Annotated in this window: 23 protein-coding genes; 17 read left to right on the top strand and 6 right to left on the bottom strand. The window is 50.8% G+C overall.

The window, feature by feature from the left end:
- The first annotated feature begins 199 nt into the window (after nt 1–199).
- Together ACM1PF_RS14365 and ACM1PF_RS14360 are read left to right on the top strand one after the other, a co-directional pair.
- On the top strand, nt 200–688 hold the full coding sequence (locus ACM1PF_RS14365) for a hypothetical protein (protein WP_416675661.1): 489 nt from the start codon (nt 200–202) through the stop codon (nt 686–688).
- A gap of 63 nt (nt 689–751) precedes the next feature.
- On the top strand, nt 752–1,804 hold the full coding sequence (locus ACM1PF_RS14360) for a DUF1611 domain-containing protein (protein WP_416675658.1): 1,053 nt from the start codon (nt 752–754) through the stop codon (nt 1,802–1,804).
- A 382-nt stretch (nt 1,805–2,186) separates the two neighbouring features.
- Here the strand turns inward: ACM1PF_RS14360 and ACM1PF_RS14355 are convergent, their stop codons facing one another.
- The 3 genes from ACM1PF_RS14355 to ACM1PF_RS14345 all read right to left on the bottom strand — a co-directional run bounded on the left by ACM1PF_RS14355 (nt 2,187) and on the right by ACM1PF_RS14345 (nt 4,189).
- Nucleotides 2,187–2,642, bottom strand: coding sequence for an RNA recognition motif domain-containing protein (locus tag ACM1PF_RS14355; RefSeq protein ID WP_416675656.1), 456 nt, complete (start codon nt 2,640–2,642; stop codon nt 2,187–2,189).
- A gap of 799 nt (nt 2,643–3,441) precedes the next feature.
- Nucleotides 3,442–3,909 carry an SsrA-binding protein SmpB gene (gene smpB / locus ACM1PF_RS14350; RefSeq protein ID WP_416675654.1) on the bottom strand — a complete coding sequence of 156 codons (468 nt, stop codon included), beginning with the start codon at nt 3,907–3,909 and terminating at the stop codon, nt 3,442–3,444.
- 13 nt (nt 3,910–3,922) lie between these two features.
- A complete protein-coding gene (locus ACM1PF_RS14345) occupies nt 3,923–4,189 on the bottom strand; it encodes a YciI family protein (protein ID WP_416675653.1) in 267 nt (88 codons plus the stop codon).
- A gap of 33 nt (nt 4,190–4,222) precedes the next feature.
- Here ACM1PF_RS14345 and ACM1PF_RS14340 point away from each other — a divergent pair, with 33 nt between their 5' ends.
- The 7 genes from ACM1PF_RS14340 to ACM1PF_RS14310 all read left to right on the top strand — a co-directional run bounded on the left by ACM1PF_RS14340 (nt 4,223) and on the right by ACM1PF_RS14310 (nt 11,224).
- On the top strand, nt 4,223–5,539 hold the full coding sequence (locus ACM1PF_RS14340) for a flavin monoamine oxidase family protein (protein WP_416675650.1): 1,317 nt from the start codon (nt 4,223–4,225) through the stop codon (nt 5,537–5,539).
- Nucleotides 5,503–5,895, top strand: coding sequence for a flavin monoamine oxidase family protein (locus tag ACM1PF_RS14335; protein ID WP_416676648.1), 393 nt, complete (start codon nt 5,503–5,505; stop codon nt 5,893–5,895). Before ACM1PF_RS14340 ends, ACM1PF_RS14335 begins: the two co-directional genes overlap by 37 nt.
- A gap of 807 nt (nt 5,896–6,702) precedes the next feature.
- Entirely contained in the window at nt 6,703–7,386 is a 684-nt protein-coding gene (locus ACM1PF_RS14330) for a V4R domain-containing protein (protein WP_416675647.1), read from the top strand.
- A complete protein-coding gene (locus ACM1PF_RS14325) occupies nt 7,383–7,691 on the top strand; it encodes a hypothetical protein (protein ID WP_416675644.1) in 309 nt (102 codons plus the stop codon). The genes ACM1PF_RS14330 and ACM1PF_RS14325 overlap by 4 nt, the downstream gene beginning before the upstream one ends.
- A 157-nt stretch (nt 7,692–7,848) precedes the next feature.
- Nucleotides 7,849–8,349, top strand: a complete 501-nt coding sequence (locus ACM1PF_RS14320) for a hypothetical protein (protein WP_416675641.1) — start codon at nt 7,849–7,851, stop codon at nt 8,347–8,349.
- Between the two features lie 107 nt (nt 8,350–8,456).
- Nucleotides 8,457–9,110, top strand: a complete 654-nt coding sequence (locus ACM1PF_RS14315) for a V4R domain-containing protein (protein WP_416675639.1) — start codon at nt 8,457–8,459, stop codon at nt 9,108–9,110.
- 158 nt (nt 9,111–9,268) lie between these two features.
- Nucleotides 9,269–11,224, top strand: coding sequence for a serine/threonine-protein kinase (locus ACM1PF_RS14310; RefSeq protein ID WP_416675638.1), 1,956 nt, complete (start codon nt 9,269–9,271; stop codon nt 11,222–11,224).
- A 10-nt stretch (nt 11,225–11,234) separates the two neighbouring features.
- Here ACM1PF_RS14310 and ACM1PF_RS14305 read toward each other — a convergent pair whose 3' ends face one another.
- Complete coding sequence (locus ACM1PF_RS14305; protein WP_416675637.1) at nt 11,235–11,600, bottom strand: thioredoxin family protein; 366 nt, start codon at nt 11,598–11,600, stop codon at nt 11,235–11,237.
- A gap of 47 nt (nt 11,601–11,647) precedes the next feature.
- Nucleotides 11,648–12,361: an NnrU family protein gene (locus tag ACM1PF_RS14300; RefSeq protein WP_416675635.1), complete on the bottom strand. Its 714-nt coding sequence runs from the start codon at nt 12,359–12,361 to the stop codon at nt 11,648–11,650.
- Nucleotides 12,362–12,876: 515 nt separating this feature from the next.
- On the opposite strand from ACM1PF_RS14300, the gene rpmI reads away from it, so the two are divergent.
- The 6 genes from rpmI (at nt 12,877) to ACM1PF_RS14270 (ending at nt 18,316) form a co-directional block, all read left to right on the top strand.
- Nucleotides 12,877–13,074, top strand: a complete 198-nt coding sequence (gene rpmI / locus ACM1PF_RS14295) for a 50S ribosomal protein L35 (RefSeq protein WP_106170131.1) — start codon at nt 12,877–12,879, stop codon at nt 13,072–13,074.
- An 83-nt stretch (nt 13,075–13,157) separates the two neighbouring features.
- Nucleotides 13,158–13,508, top strand: coding sequence for a 50S ribosomal protein L20 (rplT, locus tag ACM1PF_RS14290; protein ID WP_416675632.1), 351 nt, complete (start codon nt 13,158–13,160; stop codon nt 13,506–13,508).
- Between the two features lie 137 nt (nt 13,509–13,645).
- Complete coding sequence (locus ACM1PF_RS14285; protein WP_416675630.1) at nt 13,646–14,521, top strand: transporter substrate-binding domain-containing protein; 876 nt, start codon at nt 13,646–13,648, stop codon at nt 14,519–14,521.
- Between the two features lie 240 nt (nt 14,522–14,761).
- Entirely contained in the window at nt 14,762–15,715 is a 954-nt protein-coding gene (locus ACM1PF_RS14280) for a LysR family transcriptional regulator (RefSeq protein ID WP_416675629.1), read from the top strand.
- A gap of 45 nt (nt 15,716–15,760) precedes the next feature.
- Nucleotides 15,761–16,861, top strand: coding sequence for an anthranilate phosphoribosyltransferase family protein (locus ACM1PF_RS14275; protein WP_416675627.1), 1,101 nt, complete (start codon nt 15,761–15,763; stop codon nt 16,859–16,861).
- Between the two features lie 78 nt (nt 16,862–16,939).
- Complete coding sequence (locus ACM1PF_RS14270) at nt 16,940–18,316, top strand: cytochrome P450 (RefSeq protein WP_416675624.1); 1,377 nt, start codon at nt 16,940–16,942, stop codon at nt 18,314–18,316.
- Between the two features lie 152 nt (nt 18,317–18,468).
- Here the strand turns inward: ACM1PF_RS14270 and ACM1PF_RS14265 are convergent, their stop codons facing one another.
- Nucleotides 18,469–20,748: a WD40 repeat domain-containing serine/threonine protein kinase gene (locus tag ACM1PF_RS14265; RefSeq protein WP_416675622.1), complete on the bottom strand. Its 2,280-nt coding sequence runs from the start codon at nt 20,746–20,748 to the stop codon at nt 18,469–18,471.
- A gap of 404 nt (nt 20,749–21,152) precedes the next feature.
- On the opposite strand from ACM1PF_RS14265, the gene thiD reads away from it, so the two are divergent.
- Nucleotides 21,153–21,968 carry a bifunctional hydroxymethylpyrimidine kinase/phosphomethylpyrimidine kinase gene (gene thiD, locus ACM1PF_RS14260; RefSeq protein WP_416675620.1) on the top strand — a complete coding sequence of 272 codons (816 nt, stop codon included), beginning with the start codon at nt 21,153–21,155 and terminating at the stop codon, nt 21,966–21,968.
- A gap of 57 nt (nt 21,969–22,025) precedes the next feature.
- Complete coding sequence (locus tag ACM1PF_RS14255) at nt 22,026–22,532, top strand: hypothetical protein (protein WP_416675619.1); 507 nt, start codon at nt 22,026–22,028, stop codon at nt 22,530–22,532.
- The last annotated feature ends 217 nt before the right edge of the window (nt 22,533–22,749 follow it).

The following is a 22,749-nucleotide window of genomic DNA, read 5'->3' as shown; positions in this document are numbered from 1 at the left end:
CAGTTACCCTGGAGTAGCAATCTGATCCATTAACCTAATCAACTTAGGGATCTGCAATCCAATGGCATCCCAATTTTTGAAAAAATCGGCTGTCAGGGCGCACAGCAGTGTGCTCCTAACGGGTAGGTTATTTTGCCGCATCCCCCTAACCTGACCTGCCTGCCATATCGTTCATTTCCCGTTTTTCTTAACCATTGGCATGACCGACTTCGACGATCGACGGAACCCCCCTCCCCATCAACCCAACTTTCATCCTGCCAGTCCGGATGAGGTTTCAAACTTCGATACGGCACAGGGTACAGAAACCATTGCCAAAGATCCAATTTTTCAACAGCAGGTTCAGCGGCTCCATCACTTTACGGTTTATAGCCGATGGATGTTTGTGGTGGCCCTCTGGGTGTTTGTTGCGCCGATGAGCCTCTGGGCGTTGCGATCGGAGTTTGCCCTGTGGCGGGATTACTTTACCTGGACGGCAGTTCGCTACACCATCGTGTACAATCGCTTGCCTGCGTTAGGGCTAATTCTCTGCATTGCCATGACGATCGCCATTCTGGTGTGGCAAAGTCGCAATATTCTCTGGGGAATGCCCCAAGAGTACGTTCAACGTCTGGAGGAGCAAGTACTACAGATCCGGCGGCAGGGCAAGAGCCATCCCCTCTGGAAATGGGTGTGTGAAAAGCAGGGATAGCGATTGTAGGGTGAAGTCGGTTGACATTAGGATGAGAAAGCTCGTTCCGAATCTCATTACTATATGTTGCAGCCATCCGATCGCCTTGCTATTTTGCTTCACGAAGGAACCCAAAGCTCGAAGGGGAAAACTGGAATTTCGCTGTTGCGCTATGGTGAGAATCCGATCGTTGCCGTGATCGATCAGGACTGTGCCGGGCAATCCCTCCCCAAACTCACCGGAATTCAGCGAGATGTGCCGATTGTAGCTTCTGTGGTCGATGCTCTGTCCTATCAGCCCGATGTATTGGCGATCGGCATTGCCCCCTCTGGGGGGGGCTTACCGGAGGCATGGTGGCAGGAAATTAAACAGTCCGTGGCATCGGGTCTGTCGGTAATGAATGGCCTGCATACGCCCATGGGAGCCGATCCGGAGCTTCAGAATTTACTGAACCAGAATCAAAAACCCAACCAGTGGATCTGGGATATTCGTCAGGAACCGGCTGGACTGACGGTGGGCAGCGGCATGGCCCGATCGCTACCCTGTTTGCGAGTGCTCTGCGTGGGCACAGACATGAGCATTGGCAAGATGTCTACCGGGCTGGAACTGCATTACGCCACGCTGAAGCGAGGCTTGCGATCGCGCTTTTTAGCCACCGGGCAGACGGCTCTAATGCTGGGGCATGATGGAATTCCCCTGGATGCTGTGCGAATTGATTTTGCTGCTGGTGCAGTGGAGCAAGTGTTGATGCGCTATGGCTATGATCACGATGTCCTGTATGTCGAGGGTCAGGGATCGCTGATGAATCCAGCTTCTACGGCAACGCTCCCCCTGATTCGTGGTTCTCAGCCTACCCACCTGATCCTGTCCCATCGAGCTGGACAAACCCACATCCATAATTTTTCCCACGTCCCTATTCCATCCCTCACCAAAGCGATTCAGGTCTATGAAATGGTTGCCGCCGCCGGGGGTTCCTTCGCGCCCACTAAGGTTGTTGGCATCGCCCTGAACACCTTTCATCTCAATGACCTGGAAGCTCAACAGGCGATCGAACAGGCCCAGTTAGAAACCGGACTGCCCTGTACAGATGCAATTCGCTATGGTGCTGAACCCTTGCTAGAAGCCATTTTGCGTTAGAAATGGTAATTGAATTACCCGGCAACAGGCAATGCAAAATGAATAGAATTTCGTAGAGTGGCCATCTTCCCCAATGCTTCAACGGACAAAGCGACCGCGTTTGGGTAGGCAATGCCCACCCTACTTTTTCATACCAATTTGATCGGCAGAAATTGCACGTCTCGGTCAGGGCGCACAGCAGTACGCTCCTACAGGCAATCTATCTGCCGTGCAAACGATTTGAATCGGTATCAGGCTAGGGAATTCGCTGCAACGTACCCAGCAAACACAAAGCACCTACAACAGGGATACTTCACGACAGCAATCATTAAGTACCTCATGGGTAGGTGCAAGGAAGCACGAAAGGACAGTTTTCAAACCATCCCTCTCTAAGCGGGTGACACTAGGAATTGGCCGTTTGAGTGGCTAGAAGTTGCTTTAACTTCTCTAGATCCTGAGCCCAACGAGGATCGGGTTGAACGGCATCTGAATCACCGCCACCGCCAGAAGACTTCCGAGACTTGCTCTTATTGTTCCGACGACTGCTGGAAGGGCTGCTCCCCGCATTGGATGAAGCAGTCTGTTCCGCTCCCTCTTCACCCTTCCCTTTGGCACGGGGCAGGGCCTTTTCAATCTTCAAAGGACTGTCTTTGAACATGTAGCCGTTGAACTTTTCGATCAATTGGTCAGCCTGTTCATCGTTTTTAACGGTGACAAACCCAAATCCCCGACACTTGCCCGTTCTACGATCGGTGATGACTTTAGTGGAAACACTCTCATCAAATTCAGAAAAGACGGCTTCCAATTCCTGACGTTCCAATTCCTTAGGCAGATTGCCTACGTACAGACGGATGGACATGAAAAGATACCTCCAGAGGCTCAAAAACAAAACGTTTCAAAACGGTGGATTAAATGCTGGTCAAGGATAATGGAAAGCTCACTCAAAAATCCATAGTAAGCACGGCGAATCGTCAACCAACTCTGAGAATACAACTTAATAAACGTACATATAAATGCTACACAACCCTCTCGACTCAACACTGTACCTTGAGAAGGAGAGAACTGACGCAATCGCCCAATGAGCCTGTCAACTTTTTTCACGGAAGCATTCGACACTGAAACGGAAAATGTGTGAGTGAAACTGTAGGGCTGAAGCATCTGTATATCTGCGCCATTCACTAACTTATCACGCGGTTGAGTCTACGGCCAGGTTTGGTCAAAGATTTCACGTTAAAGATTTTGTTTTATCTATCTTCTAACCATCCTTTCAAATGGGCATGGGGGCGATCGGGAAGAAGCTGGCAAGAAGCTGGCATTCGTTGCCGGGATGCCTGACCCAGCATTTGCACCTGGCTGGAACTATCCCTGGAGCAATCCCTGGAGCAATCGTGTCTCAGATCTCCCAAAACGCTAAAGACTAAAACCTAAAGACTAAAAGGCTAAAGAAAAGTCAGCCTCAAGAAGGGGCTGACTAGACTCGCTGTGTTGGGAGGAGATAACCCGATACCTACGGAACATCCTTTACAACAGCTAAACCCCTTTGCTGTGCAATGCTTTTAGGATGACCCCAAGATCGTTATGTAAAGAAACATAACATGAACAGGCAGTCCTCTGCAACATTTCGTAACAAATTTGCGTTTTTAACCCGATCGATCGGGCTAGTAATTCTTCATAGCTCGCTCAATTTCACGGTTCGCCTGCTTCCGCTTCAGGTCTTCCCGTTTATCGTGGAGCTTCTTCCCGCGTGCCAGCCCGATCGTTACTTTGACCCAACCTCGCTTCAGGAAAAGTTTGAGTGGAATCAAAGTGAGTCCTTTTTGCTCAACCTGGCCAATCAGCTTGCGAATTTCCTGGGCATGGAGCAGGAGTTTGCGGGTGCGGCGGGGGTCGTGGTTAAAAATTTGTCCGGCCGTGTCGTGGGGGGAAATATGAACATTGTGGAGCCAGGCCTCTTCATTGCGAATCAGGGCATAGCCATCCCGCAGGTTAACCTTTCCCTGACGGATGGATTTCACCTCTGTCCCTCTTAGCTCGATGCCCGCCTCGTAGGTTTCCAGAATTTCGTACTGAAATCTTGCCTGACGATTATCAGCAATGATTTTGTAGCCGTCGCTGCTGTCGCCCATCTTGTTTTCTCCTTTACTCAACGACAATGCACCATTCGTGCAGTTGATAGTCTACACAGCCGTTTTGAATCAAAGGATCCTGGACAACGATCGCCTTTGCTTCCTCCAGGTTTGCCGCTTTAAACAGCAGCATACCGCCGCCGAACTCGCCCCAGTAACCCGTTTTAGCCTCACGCCCCTCGGCAATCAGGCGTTTAACATAGGCTTGGTGGGCAGGCACAAACTGATCAAATGTGGACTTATCAACAATTCCCTTTTCAATTTTGACAAACCAAGGCATGAACCCGCTTCCTCTTCGTGGCTAATCACCCATATGGCTAAACAGACTCTCACGAATTTATTGCGCCGTGCCTATCGTATCGTGTCTCTTTCAGCGGCGACTCAGTGCTCCCTGGATGAAGCTGTGGAGCGATATGGGGCAGGATATGGTGCTCCTTTCGGGCAAAGGATTGTGTCGCGCCGACAGGTTTTAGGAGGAATGGGGCTAGCCAGTGTTGCAACTCTGAATCCGTTCAAGCCTGCGGCGGGTGTCGTTTCGGTTTCAGGTTCAGGACAAAGGAACGTCACAGGATTCGATCGCGGCACAGACTCGAAGGTATTGATCGTAGGGGCAGGGATTGCAGGATTAACCGCAGCGTATCGGCTGAGTCAGGCTGGAGTTGCAGTCGATGTGATTGAAGCCAGTCCGCGGGTGGGTGGCCGGTTGCGGAGTGTCACCAAGCCTGCTGAGAATCCAGGAGTGGCAGAACTGGGCGGAGAGTTTATTGACACCCATCACACAGCGGTTCGATCGCTGGCGGCGGAACTGGGGTTAGAAATGGCAGATCTGCGGGCGGCTGATGAGGGCTTAGAGTCAGAAATCCTCTACTTCCAGGGACGAAAAATTGACCATCGCTGGGTGGCAGTTGAATTTACACCCTTAGCCCACCGAATTGCTAAAGATATTGAACGCCTCAGCCAATGGAACTTGACCTATCGAGATTCCAATCCTGCGGCTGCCCAGCTCGATCGCCTATCTCTGGCAGAATATCTTTCCCTGACTCCCGTTCATCCCATCGTTGAACAGTTAGTGCGGGTTGCCTATATCACCGAATATGGACTGGATGCAGATGCCCAATCCTGCTTGAATCTGCTGTTTTTGATTGGGGCAGAAGCCGGACAGTGGAGCACCTACGGCATCAGTGATGAACGATATCACGTCGTTGGCGGTAACGAGTTGATTCCCCAGCGTTTGGCAGAACGTCTCGATTCAGCCATTGAAACCCATACTGCTCTGGAGTCAATTCGCCAAACCGCAATCGATCGCTATCAAGTCAGCCTTCGTAGTGGCAGCACCAGCACAGAGCGAATTTACGATCGAATTGTTCTAACGGTTCCGTTTACCCTGCTTCGTCAGGTTGAACTGGCGATCGATTTGCCTCCAGTGAAGCGAGCGGCGATTGCTGAATTGGGTTATGGCACCAGCAGTAAGCTAGCTATCCCTTTCCAGGAACGGATCTGGCGGACTCGCTATGGGTCTACTATCTCTATCTATACGGATATGGAGTTTCAAAATACCTGGGAAAGTGCCCGCTACTCTGAAGGCCCCGGAGGCTGGTTGACGGATTTACGAGGGGCCGGGGGGGATTAAAGCTGGGAACCAGGGATCCAGAGCATTTGGCTCAGGCTTTTCTCAATGACCTGGACGTGATTTTTCCAGCCATCAGCCAGACCGATCGGGGTGCTCCCCTCCGAGCCATTTGGGCTTCCCATCCCTATGCATTAGGATCCTATGCCTGTTATCTGCCTGGACAATGGACAAAATTTGGGGGAGCGGAAATTGAGCGGGTGGGCAACATCTGGTTTGCTGGGGAACATTGTTCGATCGGTTCTCAGGGCTATATGAATGGAGCCTGTGAAACGGCCGAACAAGCTGCTCAGGAAATCCTGACAGAATTGGGGGTCGCTCCCCAACGGATTGAACAGCCTGCCTCAACCTTTAGTTAGGGCAATCCAGTTAGGGCAATCCAGTTAGGGCAATTCAGACAAACGATCGCGTCATTTCAAATCAAGGAAAATTAAAAACAAAGAAGTTTTGTTTCAGGATCGAGGCTGAATGACCTTGAGGCAAAAAATGCGTTAAATCAAGCAGAACTTTGGGAATATTCAAATTGCAGAGACAAATCAAAAGGAGTTACAGAGCGATCGTCTAATTTTGTTTAATTCTGACTCTACACGCTCTCATCCCGGTACTCAAACTATTTAACGAACTTTAAATCAGTGAATTATTTGCGGAGAAAGCAGGGCATTATGATTATGTTAATTGTGGAACGTCCTGCTAGCGTTCTTGCCTGATGGAGCCACCTGAACCAACTAACGGCTCGGCGTTTGAATTTGGGCGCATTGAGCTGAATGATTGGGTGAACTCAGCCTATGTTTGAGCAGATTGCGGATATTTGGCTGGTTGACTGACAAAACTTCTCAGTCAAGACCCTGCAAGCCCTCACCCTAGCCCTCTCCCGAGGGGAGAGGGAACTGGAAAAGTGAATCGCTCCCCTCTCCCAAAGGGCGAGGGGTTGGGGGTGAGGGCACACAACTTTTGTCAGTCAATCAAGATATTTGGGTTTGCCAATGATCTGGTCTGCTAATCCTGCCAATTCTGCCAATCCAATTGTTTAATCGATTAATTCTCTGGTTCGCTGATATCTACGCATACTGCTGGTGATTGATTCACTGCGGCAATTCATCTTTAGTCATTCATCTCTGCTCTGGCTTCTACTTCAAACCCTTCTGGAATGTGTCAAGAGAAAAACTATGGCAACTGTACCCGAACTTTCCCATCCTGCTCAACGGAAAAATCCTAAAAAACATAATCATTACGGATTCCGAGATTTTTTTCAGTTTGATCCTGAGAAAGGAACCATTGTGGACTGGAACGGTAGCCAGAACATTTTGACCACAGAAGATTTCATCATTGGTTTAGTAGAAGGTCTGGAAGAAGAAGTGGGCGAAGCTTCAGCCGCCACCATGTATACGATCGGCTGTGAATGGGGCCAGAAAGATGCCTTCTTCTTTGAAAAGTGGTTTGAAAAAGAATTCGATCGCGGCGTACGCCAAACCAATCTGCTATTCCTGTTAGAAACCTGGTGGTGGCCCTTCACATCGCAGGGCTGGGGTCGCTGGGAAGTGGATATGGGCGATCGGAAGCAGGGATTTATGTTTATCAACATCTTCGACTCTGCGGTAGCGCGGACGTTAGGCGATGTGGGTAAACCCGTTTGTTATCTCTATGCCGGCTTGTTTGCAGGCTTTTTTACGGAACTGGTCAAGAAACAATTGAGCTGCATTGAAATTCAGTGTTACTCGATGGGTGAAACCTACTGCAAATTCTTGCTCGGTGGACAGGATCGCATTGATGCAGCCGCTTTCTGGATGAATGAAGGGGCAACCGCCAGAGACATTGAAAAACGACTGCGGACAGGAGATGTATTGCGATGACCAGCATGGTTTTACCCCACACGAACGGCTCAAAGTCCTCCGATGCCGATCGCCCCTGGATGCAGCAATCCGTTCGGCAATTCTTTAGCAACTTCAACTGGAACGACAATCCTCCCGAAGTCCAACAACTCCGCCAAACTTCATCCAACGGGCAACAGTCTCTGAGCCTGTCGCTGACGGTCAAGCAATTTTTCACCGCGATCGATTGGGATGGTAATGCGATCGCAGCCCTACCCCCTGAGCCATCCACTCCCCAAAACCCCGTCGATGCCTTCACCCTGGAAGACTTTTCAGACCTGTTTTAAGGGGAGGGCTGAGGGAGGACTGAGGACTGTAGCTTGCTTCTGCAAAGCAGTGGACTGAGGTTAAACGCTTTCCACCTCTCCTTCCTTCCCCCACCCCTGACTCCTTCCCCTGCCCCTGACTCCCTACCCCACCCCTCACCCCTAACCCTTTCTAACTATGCATCCAACGATCGATCAGATTTTTGACAATGCTGAAGCTCGCTACCTCAAACCGGAGGAGCTACAGTGTGTCACTCAATATGTCGAGTCACTTCCAGAGCGATTGGAAACGTATCGCAACTTGCGCGATCGAGAACTCGAAATTATGCAATGGGTTGCGGATCAATTGCAATCCCAACTGCCCCAGGAAAACCAGGATAGTCTGGAACGCTGTATCAAAAATGCTCTGTTGATGTTGCGCTATTGCAGCATGGGAATGTTGCTCAATGATGAAACTTTAGTCAAAAAGCGATTTCTCGATTGGGTCAGCCAGGCTGCCAAGGTGTATAACACTGAAAAAATTGATCATCTGCTCCATCGCTTACTCAACCAGCGGCTAACGGAAGTGCTGGGAGCCTCACAAATGCGCCACCTCACCCCTATGCTTAAGCTCGTCTATAGTGCTCAAAGTTCTCCGACTGCGACCGAATCAGTCAACGGTGCTGCAATCGGCTGGTAAGCCCACTGGTAAGCTCCAGTTTCCTGCCGTCTGACAAACACGCTCCCACTCCCCACTCCCCACTCCCCATTCCCCACTCTCTACTCCCTACTCCCCACTCCCTACCTATGATCTCCGTCGCTGATTTACTTGTTGATAACCGAATTCCCGGTAACTACTTTGCCGTTGATGCCTATGTCCGGGGCGATCTGGAAATGGGCTTGCTGGAAAATCGTCAGGGCGATCGGCTCCTGGCTTTACCAGAAACCTTGATTCAAGCGATTTACTCCGGCCTGGATAAGGAAACTGGGCAAGCTACCCGTCTGGTGCTGTTTAATTGTGGTCGCTGGTGGGGTAGAAGCTTCTACACCCGTTTTTGTGAGCAGTTGACGGATTATTACAATGTGTCAACGGCGGATATGGCGATGGTCGAGTTTTTGCAAAGCTTGCAGCAGTGCTGGATTACCCATGGCTGGGGTAAATTGGATATTGATCAAACCTACCAGCATCGAGGTTTCCTGGTGGTTAAAACCTGGAATTCTCCCTTTGCCAAACTGGCTCCAAACTGGAAGCATCCTGTGTGCTATCTGGAGGCAGGAGTGCTATCTGCCTTTTTTAGCCATATCACTGGGCGCGATCTACACTGCATTCAGACTACTTGTGAATCCCTACAGGCAGAGTGTAATCATTTTGTTCTGGGACTTCCCAAACGTTTAGAGGCGGCTGAAACGATGGTGACCAACCTGGATCATGACGCGATCATGCGAGAATTGTGTCAGTAAGTCTACTTTCCGGTTTGGACTCTACAAGACGGTGAAAAGTCAATCAGGATGGGCTCTGTTGTTCCAGAATCATTGATTTTGGCTTCAGTGCCTTCACAGTTTGGGCTTTCCATCTGCTGCCAGTATCTCCAACTGCCGCTCCCATCCCTCCCCCCATCGTGTCAAGCTACCTGGGAACTGAGTTAAAGCATTCAAAGTATCGGCTCCTCGGTCTGGTTGGGCAAGGGCAGTTTGGCCGCGTCTTTTGTGCGGTACATCGACGGACGGGTAAGTTAGTCGCGCTGAAAAGCCTGGAACGACAGCGTTTTCCTACCCACAAGTTTCTGCGGGAACTGCGGATCTTACTGAGTTTACAGCATCCCAACATCGTCACCTGTCAGGCTCTGGAGCAAACTGCATCTGGTCGGTGTCTGGTGATGGACTACTGTGAGGGGGGAACCCTGCGCAGCTTGATGATGGAGGATGTTTACCTGAATCGATCGCAGAGTTTGAAGCTGGTTGCCGATATTCTGGCAGGGCTGGAGCATGCCCATCAGCGCGGAGTCGTTCACTGTGATATTAAGCCAGAAAATATTCTGCTCAGTGTAACTCCGACGGGATGGATTGCCCGCATTTCCGATTTTGGGATTGCTCGCCTCAGTCAGGAACTCAACGAGCAGGATGCTGGTAATACTGGTTCTCCGGCTTATATGGCTCCAGAGCGGTTTTATGGCCAATACTCACTCACTTCTGATTTGTATGCAGTGGGGATTCTTCTGTTTGAGTTACTGGCTGGCTATCGTCCTTTCTCTGGCACACCCACGGAGTTAATGTCGGCGCACCTGAATCGTCCGGTGCAGATTCCCGATACCATTCCAGCGATCTGGCATTCGTTTCTGTTGACTGCTCTGCAAAAACTATCCGCTCGTCGCTTTCGTTCCGCGAAGGAAATGCTGGCTGCCCTGCAATTGATCGCCACAACGGAAGGGTCTGGTTCCTGGCTCGATCGCCAGATGTCTGATCATCCACTTTTACAGCCGATTTCAGTTTTTACGCTGCCCTTACGCTCCCAACACCAAGAATTTCTGGAAGCTCCCCTGACAAAGTTAGCCGCACAGCCTGTTCAACTGCAAGCAGCTACGCCATCCACCTATCTTTATGGAGTGGCAGAATCGCAGATTTCACTCCGCATCTTTGAGCCAGATGCAACGGCGGGGTTAGTGCTGAAATCAACTCCTATACTGGCGGATTTTCCGGTTGCAAAACCACAAACGGTGACAACTCACCCCCCGATTCAGGCAGTTTTTCCCCGATCGCAGGGCTGCTTTGTGATGACCCAGCGATCGATCGGACTCATTCCCTCCCTCGCCTCAACGGATCAAACACCACTGAAGTCAGACTTTCAACCCATCCTTGAATTTGCCCCAAACCTGCAAAATATCAGCGTGGCGATCGAGCCTGCGGGGCGATGGATGGCGATTCTGACGGTTGATCCAACAACCGATCCGGCTACTGCAATGGGAACGCTTCAATTTCAGGCATTGCCGGGCGACGGTTCGCGCTTTTGGTTAGCCCCTCATCCCATCAAGATTCCGCTCAAGGGATATCAGATTTCATCCCTTCAGCTTTTGGTATTGGATAATAGCCACGTTGCCGTCATTGCTGAGTCCATTCCGCCTGCATCCCAAACCGCGCAGGACAAAGCTACCCCAGGTACGATCGTCAAAGTGTTTACTCGCCGGGGAACTGCGGTAGGGACATTGAATCTGCCAGTCCTAGGCAGCAAATTTGTGTTGACCCTGATTCCTGATCAACTGATGGCGGTCGATCGCCAAAATCTGAATTCGGTACTCTTGATTGATCTGAAACCCTATCGAATTTCGCGGCTGGGCGTGGAAATTGTACCGGACGAACTCGTGGCAACCCCCTGGGGCTACCTTTTTTCAAACCAGCAGGGAACGATCGTCGCCCTCGATCGAGAAGGACGACACCTGGGAAAACTGCAAACGGATCTGCCGATCACGGCTCTTACCTGGGTTTCTCCTCACAGCTTATTGATTGCAACCTGGCACGCATCCCAGGGACACTTGCACACCGTTGATTTACGCGAGTCCGGGTTAGATTTGCTGTTTTGATACCGAGCGTTCAGGCCGAAGCGGAGCAACCTTGCTGTAGTAACAACGTCTCCAGGCTGAAATGCAGATTTTTGGCTGCATTACGAAAATCATCGCGGCTCTGAAAATCTTCAAAGCGACATTGAACGCTGCCTCGATCGAACAAGATGATGGTTGGCAAGTTTTTGAGCCGATAGGTATTCGCCAACCTTAAATTTTCGTCAGCATTGACATTAACCAGCTTAATTTGTCCTTGCCATTGCGTCTGTAATTCGAGCAGCACCGGACTGACCATCCGGCAAACGCCGCACCAAGGGGCCCAGAAACTGACTAGAACTGGAACAGACGCGCCTAAAACCTCTTGATTAAATGTGGTTTGATCAACCGTCAGTGACATTATTCTTACCAATTTTGCAAATACTTAATTCAAACTTTGGGATCATGCTACCAGCCTATGTTCCCTGTTGCACGAATTAATAGGGGATGAAGCCACCAAAACAGCAAGACAAAACCAGCTACTCCTCCGTAGGCAGGACGGAGAAACTCTTTCAGGACAAGGGTTTGGCGACCGTGAAGGATTGCCAGGAATGGAATAATTGATGTGCGATCCCTGACAACTGCGAAGGCTTCACCATACCGCAAGCTCAAACGACGATCGCCATGCCATACCCCAAACAAATGGTGCAGGATCAATCCCAGGGAGGTCACAAGCATAAAACTGGTGCCCACCCAGAGGAGATGAGCCACACACCAGATCACTTGCCCTACCATCTGGGGATGGCGCGTGATGCGGATGATCCCCGTTTCATAAAGATGCACCTGAGGCTTTTGGACTGCTGCGATTTCCAGCAAATTGAACGTTGCAGGGTAGAGAAATAGAAAGGAGATTGCAGATAGCCCCCAGACGATCGGTTCTACTCCCGGTAATCCTTGAAGGTTCCACAGGCGCAGTCCATCGTATCGATGGTTAATAAAGTAGATAATCAACACGGTTGCTGCGGGAAGACTGGCCAGGGCAAACAGGACTCGGTAGAAACGTGCCCCAAGGCGTGCCTCACCCCAGGAGCGCAACGCGGCAAGACCACTGTGGATGAACGCAAACCCAATCAGCAGCCCAAACATGATGAAGTGGCTGGCAGTAAGCCAATCGTAGGACATAAATGAAGAATGAAGTAGGATAAAGCTGAACGCAAAAACAAATAGTTTTAGTGTACTAGCTTACAAGGCTGAGTATGGTTGCTAAGGCATAGGAATTGGGCTGATTGACTGACAAAAGTCGAACTGCCCTCACCCCAACCCCTCTCCCAGAGCAGGCGAGGGGCTTCCGAGCCAGATTTTTGAGTTGAAGTCCCTTCGCCCCTTGTGGGAGAAGGGATTTAGGGATGAGGGGAAAAGATTTGTCAGTCAACCAGTTGCATTTGCATGACTTATCTTTCATTGTCAGGCAAGATGCCTGCACTACGGAAATCGATCCATGCCTACAGTAGGGAAACTCCTGTAAAGGTGCAGTTTCCGCGTTCAAGGTAGGATTTTATATAGACAACCAGATATTAGAGAACCAGGCAGACAATCTGGGGATCTTGAATCTTAGAATTCCGAGCAAAGCGGTTGCAAAAAATGGTTGTAAGGGTCTATTATTATAGACTGTGCTTAAAAACTAGAAATTGATCGCCATGCCTAAGCTTAAGAGCCGCAAAGCTGCTGCAAAACGTTTCTCTCGGAGTGGAAGTGGGAAGATTATGCGGCGGAAGGCATTTAAAAACCACCTCCTTCAGCACAAGTCTTCTGAACGCAAGCGTCGGATTACCGGACTTGCTGTTGTTAACGAACGCGATGCTGAAAACGTGGAGCTGATGCTTCCCTACCTCTAATTCTCAATCCAGTCTGAGCCTTCAATCAAACATCGTCTCAAACATCGTCAAACCATAGTTAGAACCGATAAGGAAATAGTCCTATGACTCGTGTGAAGCGTGGTAATGTTGCCCGCAAGCGTCGCAAAAAAATTCTAAAACTGGCGAAGGGATTTCGCGGATCTCACTCTCGCCTGTTTCGTACCGCTAATCAGCAGGTCATGAAGGCTCTGCGGAATGCCTACCGCGATCGCCGCAAACGCAAGCGGGATTTTCGCCGTTTGTGGATCACTCGAATTAATGCTGCGGCTCGGCAACATGGTTTGAGCTACAGCAAGCTGATGGGTGGTTTGAAGAAAGCCGATGTTCAAATCAACCGCAAAATGTTGGCCCAAATGGCTGTGCTTGATCCGGCTGGATTCAGCAAAGTTGTTGAGTTAGCTAGCAACGCATAAGACGAGTGCTCAGCGATCGATCCTGTGAATCACAAGGGCGATCGCGGGATTTTCGCGGTAAATAGCAATGCATAGTTTTAACGGTGGGGGCGAAAGGTGATTTCGCCCCAATTGTTGTTTTTATGTAAGGTTCGGGTATGCCCTATAACCGTTTGGGACAGCAAAAGCTGAGACAGCAAATATCCTGGTGGGTTGTCCTGACCCTTGGACTATCGCTGCTGAGTGTACTGGGTGGCAGGGTTCCGGCGGCTGAGGGGGCTGAGTTATCCGAAATTCAGCGGAGAGGGTATCTGATTGTTGGCGTGAAGGATAATCTCCGTCCTCTGGGCTTTACTGATCCAGCAGGCGAGTTAGTTGGGTTGGAGATTGATCTAGCCCACTGGCTGGCCGAGAGGATATTGGGTGATGCTCAAGCGGTTATGCTTCAGCCGTTGGCAAATCAGGATCGACTTTCGGCTTTACTAAACGATGAAGTGGATTTAGTTGTGGCGCGGCTCACTTTTACCGTGTCTCGATCGCGTCTGGTGGATTTTAGCCAGCCCTATTATTTTGACGGCACAGCATTCATTACCCGGAGTGGCTCTTTACAGCGACTCAGCGATTTCCAGCACCAAACGATTGCAGTACTCAACGACTCGAACACGATCGCCATCGTGCGCTCCCACCTTCCCACGGCCCAGCTTGTGGGCGTTGATTCCTATGAAGCAGCTAAAGCATTACTGGATATGGATCAGGCAGTTGCATTTGCAGCCGATGCCAGTGTGCTAACGGGTTGGGCCCAGGAGTATCCTTCCTATCGACTGGTACCGATTTTGCTGTCGGCGGAGGCATTGGCAGTGGCGATGCCCAGAGGATTGCAGTATGACAGTTTGCGCCAACAAGTGAATCGGGCGATCGAGCAGTGGCAAACGGAGGGCAGGCTGCGGGAACGGGTGCAGTACTGGGAGTTGCCGGATGCAGGGATTCCGTCGCGCACTCGGGAGATGCTGGAAAATTTACCGGGAGCAGATTGACCAGAGGCTCCCAATCAGACTGAACTGACTCAGACTGACTCAGACTGAACTGGCAAAACTGACTCAGACTGAACTGACAAAGACGGCTTGACGGCTAGCGTTCAGGCTGGTCAGGCTTCCCTCATAGGCGGATTAAAAGTATCGTGCTATACTAAGCCGCTGCTCTAATTCCCGTACCTTAGCGATACCAGTGGCAACTTGCTCGGTTTTTGCTCCTATCCCACAGGCTGGATTGACGTTATGCGCCTAGAACAGTTACAAGCGTTTTTAGCGGTGGCTGAAACTGGAAGCTTTCAGCAGGCAACAAAGCAGTGTCAAGTCACACAATCTACCATTAGCCGCCAGATCCAGGGATTGGAAGCAGAGCTTGGATTACCGTTATTTCACCGTACCTCCCAGGCGAAATTAACCGTTGCAGGGGAGCGGTTTCTCCCCCGCGCTCGAAAAATTTGTCAGGAATGGCAAACGGCAATGACCGAACTGACGGAATTATTGGAGGGTAAGCAGCCAGAACTCTGCGTGGCCGCGATCCATTCCATTTCTGCTCAGTATTTGCCCCCCGTTTTACAACAATTTTGTCAAGACTATCCTGCGGTTCAACTCCGGGTTACGTCCCTGGGCAGCGATCGAGCTTTGAAGGTACTCCGGGATGGATTGGTGGACATGGCGATCGTGATGAACAATCGCTTTATGACAGCCAGCCCTGAAATGGTGGTGGATTTGCTCTTTGAGGAGTCGATCGAAGTACTCATGTCTGCAAATCATCCCTTAACCCATTCTGAGCAGGTCGCTTGGCGTGCGCTAGCCCATTATCCTCAAGTGGTTTTCAAGGACGGCTATGGCATGCAACGATTGGTGCAGGAACAATTCCAGCGCAATGCTCTCGATTACAAGCCCGTTGTTGAACTCAATACCTTAGATGGATTTCGCGGCATGGTGCGTCAGGGTGAACTGATTGCTTTGTTGCCCCAGTCGGCTCTTTTGGAAATGCAAAACGATCCGACCCTGGCGATTCGACCGACGGAAGAACCTACCTTGAAGCGTCAAGTTGTCCTGGTAACTACCCAGGATCGATTAGAAATCCCGCCGATTCAGCGGTTCCGCCAGCTGGTGTTAGAGGGGGTGGTGAAGCAGTTGCAGCAAACTGCCCTGAGAGGTTCTCCGCTGTCCGCATCTACGTCTGGGCACCCATGACCTGGCATTGGCTACCTATCCACTATTTTTCATCGTGTTTTTCCAATGAGTAATGCCTTCCGTGACCTTCTCCGCAAAGTTGGCAGTGGTTCTCATACAAGCAAAGACCTGTCTCGTGAGGAAGCTGCCCTTGCCACCCGGATGATGCTGCTTCAGGAAGCGACCCCGGCTCAGATTGGGGCGTTTATGATTGCCCATCGCATTAAGCGACCCACAGGAGAAGAGTTGGCGGGAATGCTGGATGCTTACGAGCAACTTGGCCCATGCCTCCAGCCGATCGCAGCCGATTGTCCAACCCTGGTGCTGGGAATTCCCTACGATGGACGATCGCGTACGGCCCCAGTCAGCCCTCTTACTACTTTGATTTTGACGGCTGCCGGTTGTCCGGTGGTGCTGCACGGTGGACGACGGATGCCCACGAAGGAGGGTTTGCCTTTAGCGGAACTATGGCAGGGGTTAGGTGTAGACTGGACGGGATTAGCCCTGGAACAAACGCAACAGGTGTTTGAGCAAACGCGGCTGGGGTTTGTCTATTTACCGAATCATTTTCCTTTGGCTGAAGGTTTGGTGCCCTACCGGGAGCAGATTGGTAAACGTCCTCCCTTTGCCACGATCGAACTATTTTGGTGTCCCTATGCGGGGGAAAGCATTGTGGTGTCTGGGTTTGTTCATCCACCGACCGAAGGAATGGCCCAAACTGCTTTTGCACTACGGGGAGTCCATCGGTTTATGACGGTGAAGGGGCTGGAAGGTAGCTGTGATTTGCCCCGCGATCGAACTTGCATCGTTGGCGTGAATCACCCAGCCACCGATCCGACCTTTACAAGATTGCATTTACATCCCCGCGACTATGGTTTTGCTGGGGAAGAAGTACCCTTGCTATCCACCTCAGAATTGTTGGCTCAGATGCAGCAAGTCCTTCAAGGGATGCCCTGTGAACTGATGGAAGCGGTTGTGTGGAATGCAGGCTTTTACCTCTGGCAGTGCGGTCTTTGTTCCAGCTTAGAAACAGGCTTTGCGGATGCCCGCAGTCTTTTGACCAGTGGACAAGCCTTGAAGAAACTTGCAGAATTAAAGACAGCGATCGGTGCGTTTGATGTGGCTTATTCAACCCGTTTCTCATCTTCCAATCGATCATCTCTCTAGCCTGTTAGGGGCAAGCCAGGGGGACAGCCTGCTACCTTTTAGATTTAATCCTCATCTTCTACAGCTTGGAGGAACTCAATGAAAGCCCCCCCTTCCCCGCAAACATCCACACTCTGGAATTTGATGCAGTGGATCATCCGCCCATTGCCATTTCTAGATGAATGTGCCAAACGCTACGGGGATTGTTTTGCTATCCCCTTTGGTAATTTGCCCAAGTTAGTATTTCTCAGCCATCCGCAGGCGATCGAAACCATTTTTACTGCCAATCCCAACCTATTTGATTCGGGGCGAGGCAACTGGATTTTGCGGTCTACCCTGGGTGATCATTCCATTCTGCTGCTGGATGGTGAACGCCACCAACGCCAACGCCAACTGCTTCTCCCTCCCTTTCACGGCGAGCGGATGAGGGCTTATGGTCAGCTCATTGTCCAGATTACGGAGGAAGTCACTCATCAGTGGCAGGTTGGGCAACCCTTTGCCGTGCGTCCTCATATGCAAGAAATTTCGCTGCAAACGATTTTACAGGCGGTGTTTGGCTTGCGAGAAGGCGATCGGCTCCAGCAGTTAACCCAGGAAATTGGAACCCTGCTAGATTACACCACCAGTCGTTTTGGGTTCGCAACGGCATTTTTTCCCGTATTACAGCAGGATTTTGGAGCCTGGAGTCCAGGTGGTCGATTCATTCGGCTGAAAGAAAGGATCGATCAATTGCTCTATGCCGAAATCCACGATCGCCGTGCTCATCCGGATCCGTCTCGAACTGATATTCTGTCGATGCTATTGTCGGCAAAGGATGCAGAGGGGCAGTCTATGACTGATCAAGAACTGCGTGATGAGTTGCTCACATTGCTGGTGGCAGGACATGAAACCACTGCAACCGCAATCACCTGGGCTTTGTATTGGATTCATCGTTTGCCGTCAGTCAAAGAAAAGCTTTTGGCAGAGTTGGATGGCTTGCAGCCCCCCTTCGATCCCATGACGATCGCCCGTTTGCCCTATCTCAATGCTGTTTGTTCGGAAACATTGCGGATTTATCCGGTTGGCTTCATCACGGAACTGCGGATTACCAAAGCCCCGATTCGAGTGATGGACTACGAGTTTGGGGCAGAAACCTATCTGGTTCCCTGCATTTATCTGGCCCATCAGCGAGAGGATGTTTACCCCAATCCTCAGCAATTCAAACCGGAACGCTTTCTGGAACGGCAATTTTCTCCGTTTGAGTATTTTCCCTTTGGGGGCAGCCACCGTCGCTGTATTGGGGCAGCCTTTGCCCTGTTTGAAATGAAGCTGGTTCTGGCAACGATTCTGTCTCAGTATGGTCTTACTCTGGCAACCAGTCGCCCTGCCCGTCCCATTCGTCGTGGCGTTACGATCGCCCCCGATCGGGTGCAGATGATCGTCACTGGCGATCGGTCAACTCAGAAACAGGCGTTGTCCACCGTTATGAGGCAATGATGGTTATGAAGCAATGATCATGGTGACGCAATGATCATGGTGACGCAATGATCATGGTGACGCAATGATCATGGTGACGCAATGATGGTTATGACGCAATGAGCCAGTCATCGCCCCAATTATCCCACTACCCCTTGATCCATTCCACTGAATCACCATCGCCAGAGATTCACCGTCTGGTCTTTGCTGCCGCTTACCAAGGTTTTCCCGTTTAAACCAAAGGCAACTGCAACGACCCAATCTGAGTGCCCAAACAGAGTTTGATGATGGGTTCCCGCAGCGAGGTTCCAGAGATTAATCGTGCGATCGAGGCTACCACTGGCCAGCATTTCCCCAGAGGGACTGAAGGCAACGGAAATCACGCGATCGCTATGCCCCTCTAAGGTGTGAACCAGCTCTCCCGTTTGTAAATTCCAGATTTTGACCGTCTTGTCCCAACTGGCAGTAGCTAAAAGCTGACCGTTGGGGCTAATTGCCACCGATCGCACGGGTTCTGAATGTCGAGACAGCGATCGAATCAATTCCCCTGTGCGCAGGTTCCAGATTTTTGCGGTGCCGTCATAGCTGCCGCTCACCAGGGTTTCCCCATCGGGACTGATGGCAACAGACCAAACCGAGTCATAGTGTTCGGGTAAGGTGTGAATCAGTTGCCCGGTTGGCAGATCCCAGACCCGCACTGTGCCGTCATAGCTGCCACTGGCGATCGTTTGCCCATCTGCACTAACCGCAACAGACCAGATTGGCCCAGAGTGCCCAGAGAGCGTTTGCAGTAATTCTCTGGTTGGCAAATCCCAGAGCTTGATCGTGGTATCGGAACTGCCGCTCACCAGGGTTTTCCCATTCGGAGTGATGGCAACGCTCCGCACAGCATCGGAGTGCCCTAAAAGAGTCCGGTGGGTTCCCGTTGGCAAATCCCACAGCTTGATGCTTGCATCAAATCCTCCGCTGACAATGGTTTGATCATCCGGAGCCAGCGCAACCGCCCAAACCGTGTCTGAATGGCCTGCCAGAGATTTAACAAGGGCAGAAGAGACCTCGATCGCTCCCGAAGCACTGCCTGAGGTTATGCCAGCCATTGGCGCGGATTGAACTGGCGATCGGTCTGGATTACCAGAATGTTCTAAATCCTCTGAAGCACCTGCACCCTCTGCGATCGCTTCAGGGAACAAGCCAGAAACCGTGGAGGATTGGGACACATAATGAACCCCAAAGCCCAGGCAGACCGCCGTTAGCCCTACCACCACCACCAGGGAAACAGGGTTGCGGAACAGTTTGAACCGATTGACTGGGCTATCAAATACGGTTTTGTATTCTGCTCGGAGCACCGTGGGAGTCAGATCCTGGGTCGCAGAGGTGATGGAGCTTGTACCTAAATCAGTCGTACCCAAACCAGTCGTACCCCAATCCGTCGCATTTATATGGGCCGTTGTATCGGCTGTAACCACCAGACGGGTTGCATCGGTTTCTGAAGATGAATCAAGCGGGAGGTGAATTGCTGCTCGCAGGGCCCTTTGCAACTCATTCACCGAGGAGAACCGATCGCTGGGGGATTTATGCAAACAGCGCATCACGATCGCTTCCAGGGAAGGTGAAATATCTGCACATCCAGGTTGTTGCCGCAGGGGGATGGGAGGTTTAGAGCAATGCGCAACTGCCCAGGTCACTCCACTGACAGGAGTTGGGGACATCCCCAGCCCAAAGGGATCCGTCCCACTCAGCATTTCATACAGAATCATTCCCAGACTGTAGATATCCGCTCGTTCATCTAAGTCCTGCTCAATTTCCAACTGCTCCGGGGCTGCATAGCGGTACGTGCCCAGGAACATTGTGGTGGCGATCGTGTGCTCTGGTTGCTCGCTCCGCAACTTGGCAATGCCAAAATCCAAAATTTTGACTAGCTCGCCCAGGGCAGTCGGCACTAGAAAAATATTGTCTGGTTTGAGATCGCGGTGAACAATTTTGACTTGATCCCCATTGCGACCACGGGTGTCATGGGTGCCTGAAGCAGACAAGATCACGCCCCGATGAGCCAGGTTTAACCCATCGCAGACTTGCACCACAATTTGCACCGCCCGCTCAACAGACAGTAATGGTTCACTCCGCAACAATTGCCGCAGCGTTTGTCCGTTCAAATACTCCATGACATAGAACGGATACCCTTCAGGTGTGACTCCATAGTCACTGACTTGAACAATATGCTCACTGCGAAGGGCAACGCAAACCGCAACCTCACGCTCAAACCGTTTCCTCAGCTCACCGATCGCCAGTTTCTCTTTCAGCAGTTTCAGGGCGACGCGCCCCCCCAACGACATATCAGTCGCCAGGAACACATCCCCCATACCACCGCCACCCAAGTGCTGTTCAATTCGATACCGCTGATTATCCCCAATCAAACGCCCGTACCAGGCATCTAGTGGTTGAGAGGAGTGCATGGGTCAGACTCCATCCAATCGACAAAATTTTCAGTTCAACTTCTCAAGCTTTTAGTTTCAAACGGGGCGAACTGAACTAAACCACTTCCCGCTCCACAAGACCTGCATCCAATCTTCGGATACAAGCAGCAGCGATCAGCGAATGCGGGCAACAACCATTGGGACATCGATATACCCACTATATAGCGTTTCAAGGTCGCCAACTGGATCACGGCAGTACAATTCGATCTCTTATTCAGAACTTCACACAGTCCACCCTTCTAATATCCCCCCTCTGGAGGATTCCACGTCTGGAAAGTCTACCTTTGGAGACAGCAGTGGCACCAGAAGGATCTCAGCCATTCCCGAAACCGCTAATCTAGCAGGTAGGTGATGATCAAAAGTGAGCAGGTGAAATATTCCCTATGGGTTCAACAACCAACAAAACCGTGCCAGTTGCTATGACGATCGCTGGTTCTGATAGCGGTGGTGGTGCGGGCATTCAGGCTGATCTTCGCACATTTGCTTTTCATAAGGTTCACGGCACCAGTGCCCTCACCTGTATCACAGCTCAAAACACGCTTGGAGTCGATCGAGTTGATGCCCTACCCCCTGAGGCGGTGGCTGCTCAGATCATGACAGTTGCCCAGGATATTGACATTCAAGCAGTTAAAACAGGAATGTTGCTGAACCGTGAAATCATTACTGCGGTAGCTCAGACTCTGCCACAAGTCGGTTTAACCACATTGGTGGTTGATCCAGTCATGGTATCCCGCACCGGTATGCAGTTGATTGACAACGACGCGATTCATACCCTGCGCACTCAGCTCATTCCGCTGGCAAACATCCTCACGCCTAATCGGTATGAAGCCCAGATGTTAGGTGGACTACAAATCAATTCTCTAGAAGATATGCAGATGGCCGCTCGACGCATTTACAAATTAGGCTCGAGAGCGGTGCTGGTTAAAGGAGGCAATATGTCGGGGGAATTGAGAGGGGTGGATGTCTGGTTTGATGGCGATCGTCTGGAGGTGATCAAAACTGAAACCGTTGATACTACCGATACCCATGGTACGGGCTGTACTTTATCTGCGGCGATCGTGGCTAACCTAACGTTGGGAGAAGAGCCGTTTACAGCGGTCAAATCTGCTAAAACCTACGTGACTAATGCTCTACACCATGCGCTCCATATTGGTAAAGGGCAAGGCCCAGTCGGACATTTTTTCCCACTGGTACAATAACCAGCCTCCTGAAGTGAAGAAGATTGTCCGCTGTCGTTTCATATCTCCGCAAAACTTATGCCTAAATTCGCCAACATGCTCTCCTGGCAACAAGCTGAATTGATCATGCAGCCTGCCTTTATTCGGATTATTGACAACATTGGTAAGCAGTTGGAGCAGACCAATTGGAAGGGTACTTACACTGATATTCAGGTATGGGCCGAAGGAACCCCTGAAGAAACAAAAGCACTGGTGGTTGAACTACAAAAACAGTTGGTAACCGCAACCCCCCAGGAAGCTGCGGAAATTCAGAGCAGACTGGATACCCTGCCCAGCCCCTATCCAGGCTATCAGCTCTGTCTGGAGCGTAACGAACATAGGGTAACGATCGATATCTGGCAACTTTGCTACCAGATTTGCTTCCGAAACTACAGCCCTGTGCTCAACGCCCTAGACAAAGACTTAGTGGTTGAAATCGATACCAGTCTGATCAATCAGGAAGGCAATGATGTGGATTGGCAACGTTTAGACCAAAAAGCCAGGCAGGCGATCGAGCAAATTTTTTCTAGTCTGTCAGACGCATAAAGCTTTGTAGGATTCCCAATCCTATCCAGTACTGCTCCAGTACTGCGATCAGAATCAGGTTCAGATCATGTACGGTCAGGGGAGAGAAAACCGGATTGACAGAAAGAAGCTTTAATGAGTTTGGAGAAGGGGGGTGTGAGATGAGTTGGGAGAAGAGCTGAAGTGATTGCTGTGAGGAGGTTTTCGGAATTCCCGAATTTTTTTGATCGAATATGTT

This window comes from Egbenema bharatensis FJBBOT/2019 (assembly GCF_048077055.1).
GTDB classification, from domain to species: Bacteria; Cyanobacteriota; Cyanobacteriia; order Elainellales; family Elainellaceae; genus Egbenema; species Egbenema bharatensis.
This window is presented reverse-complemented; position numbering and strand designations above follow the sequence as displayed.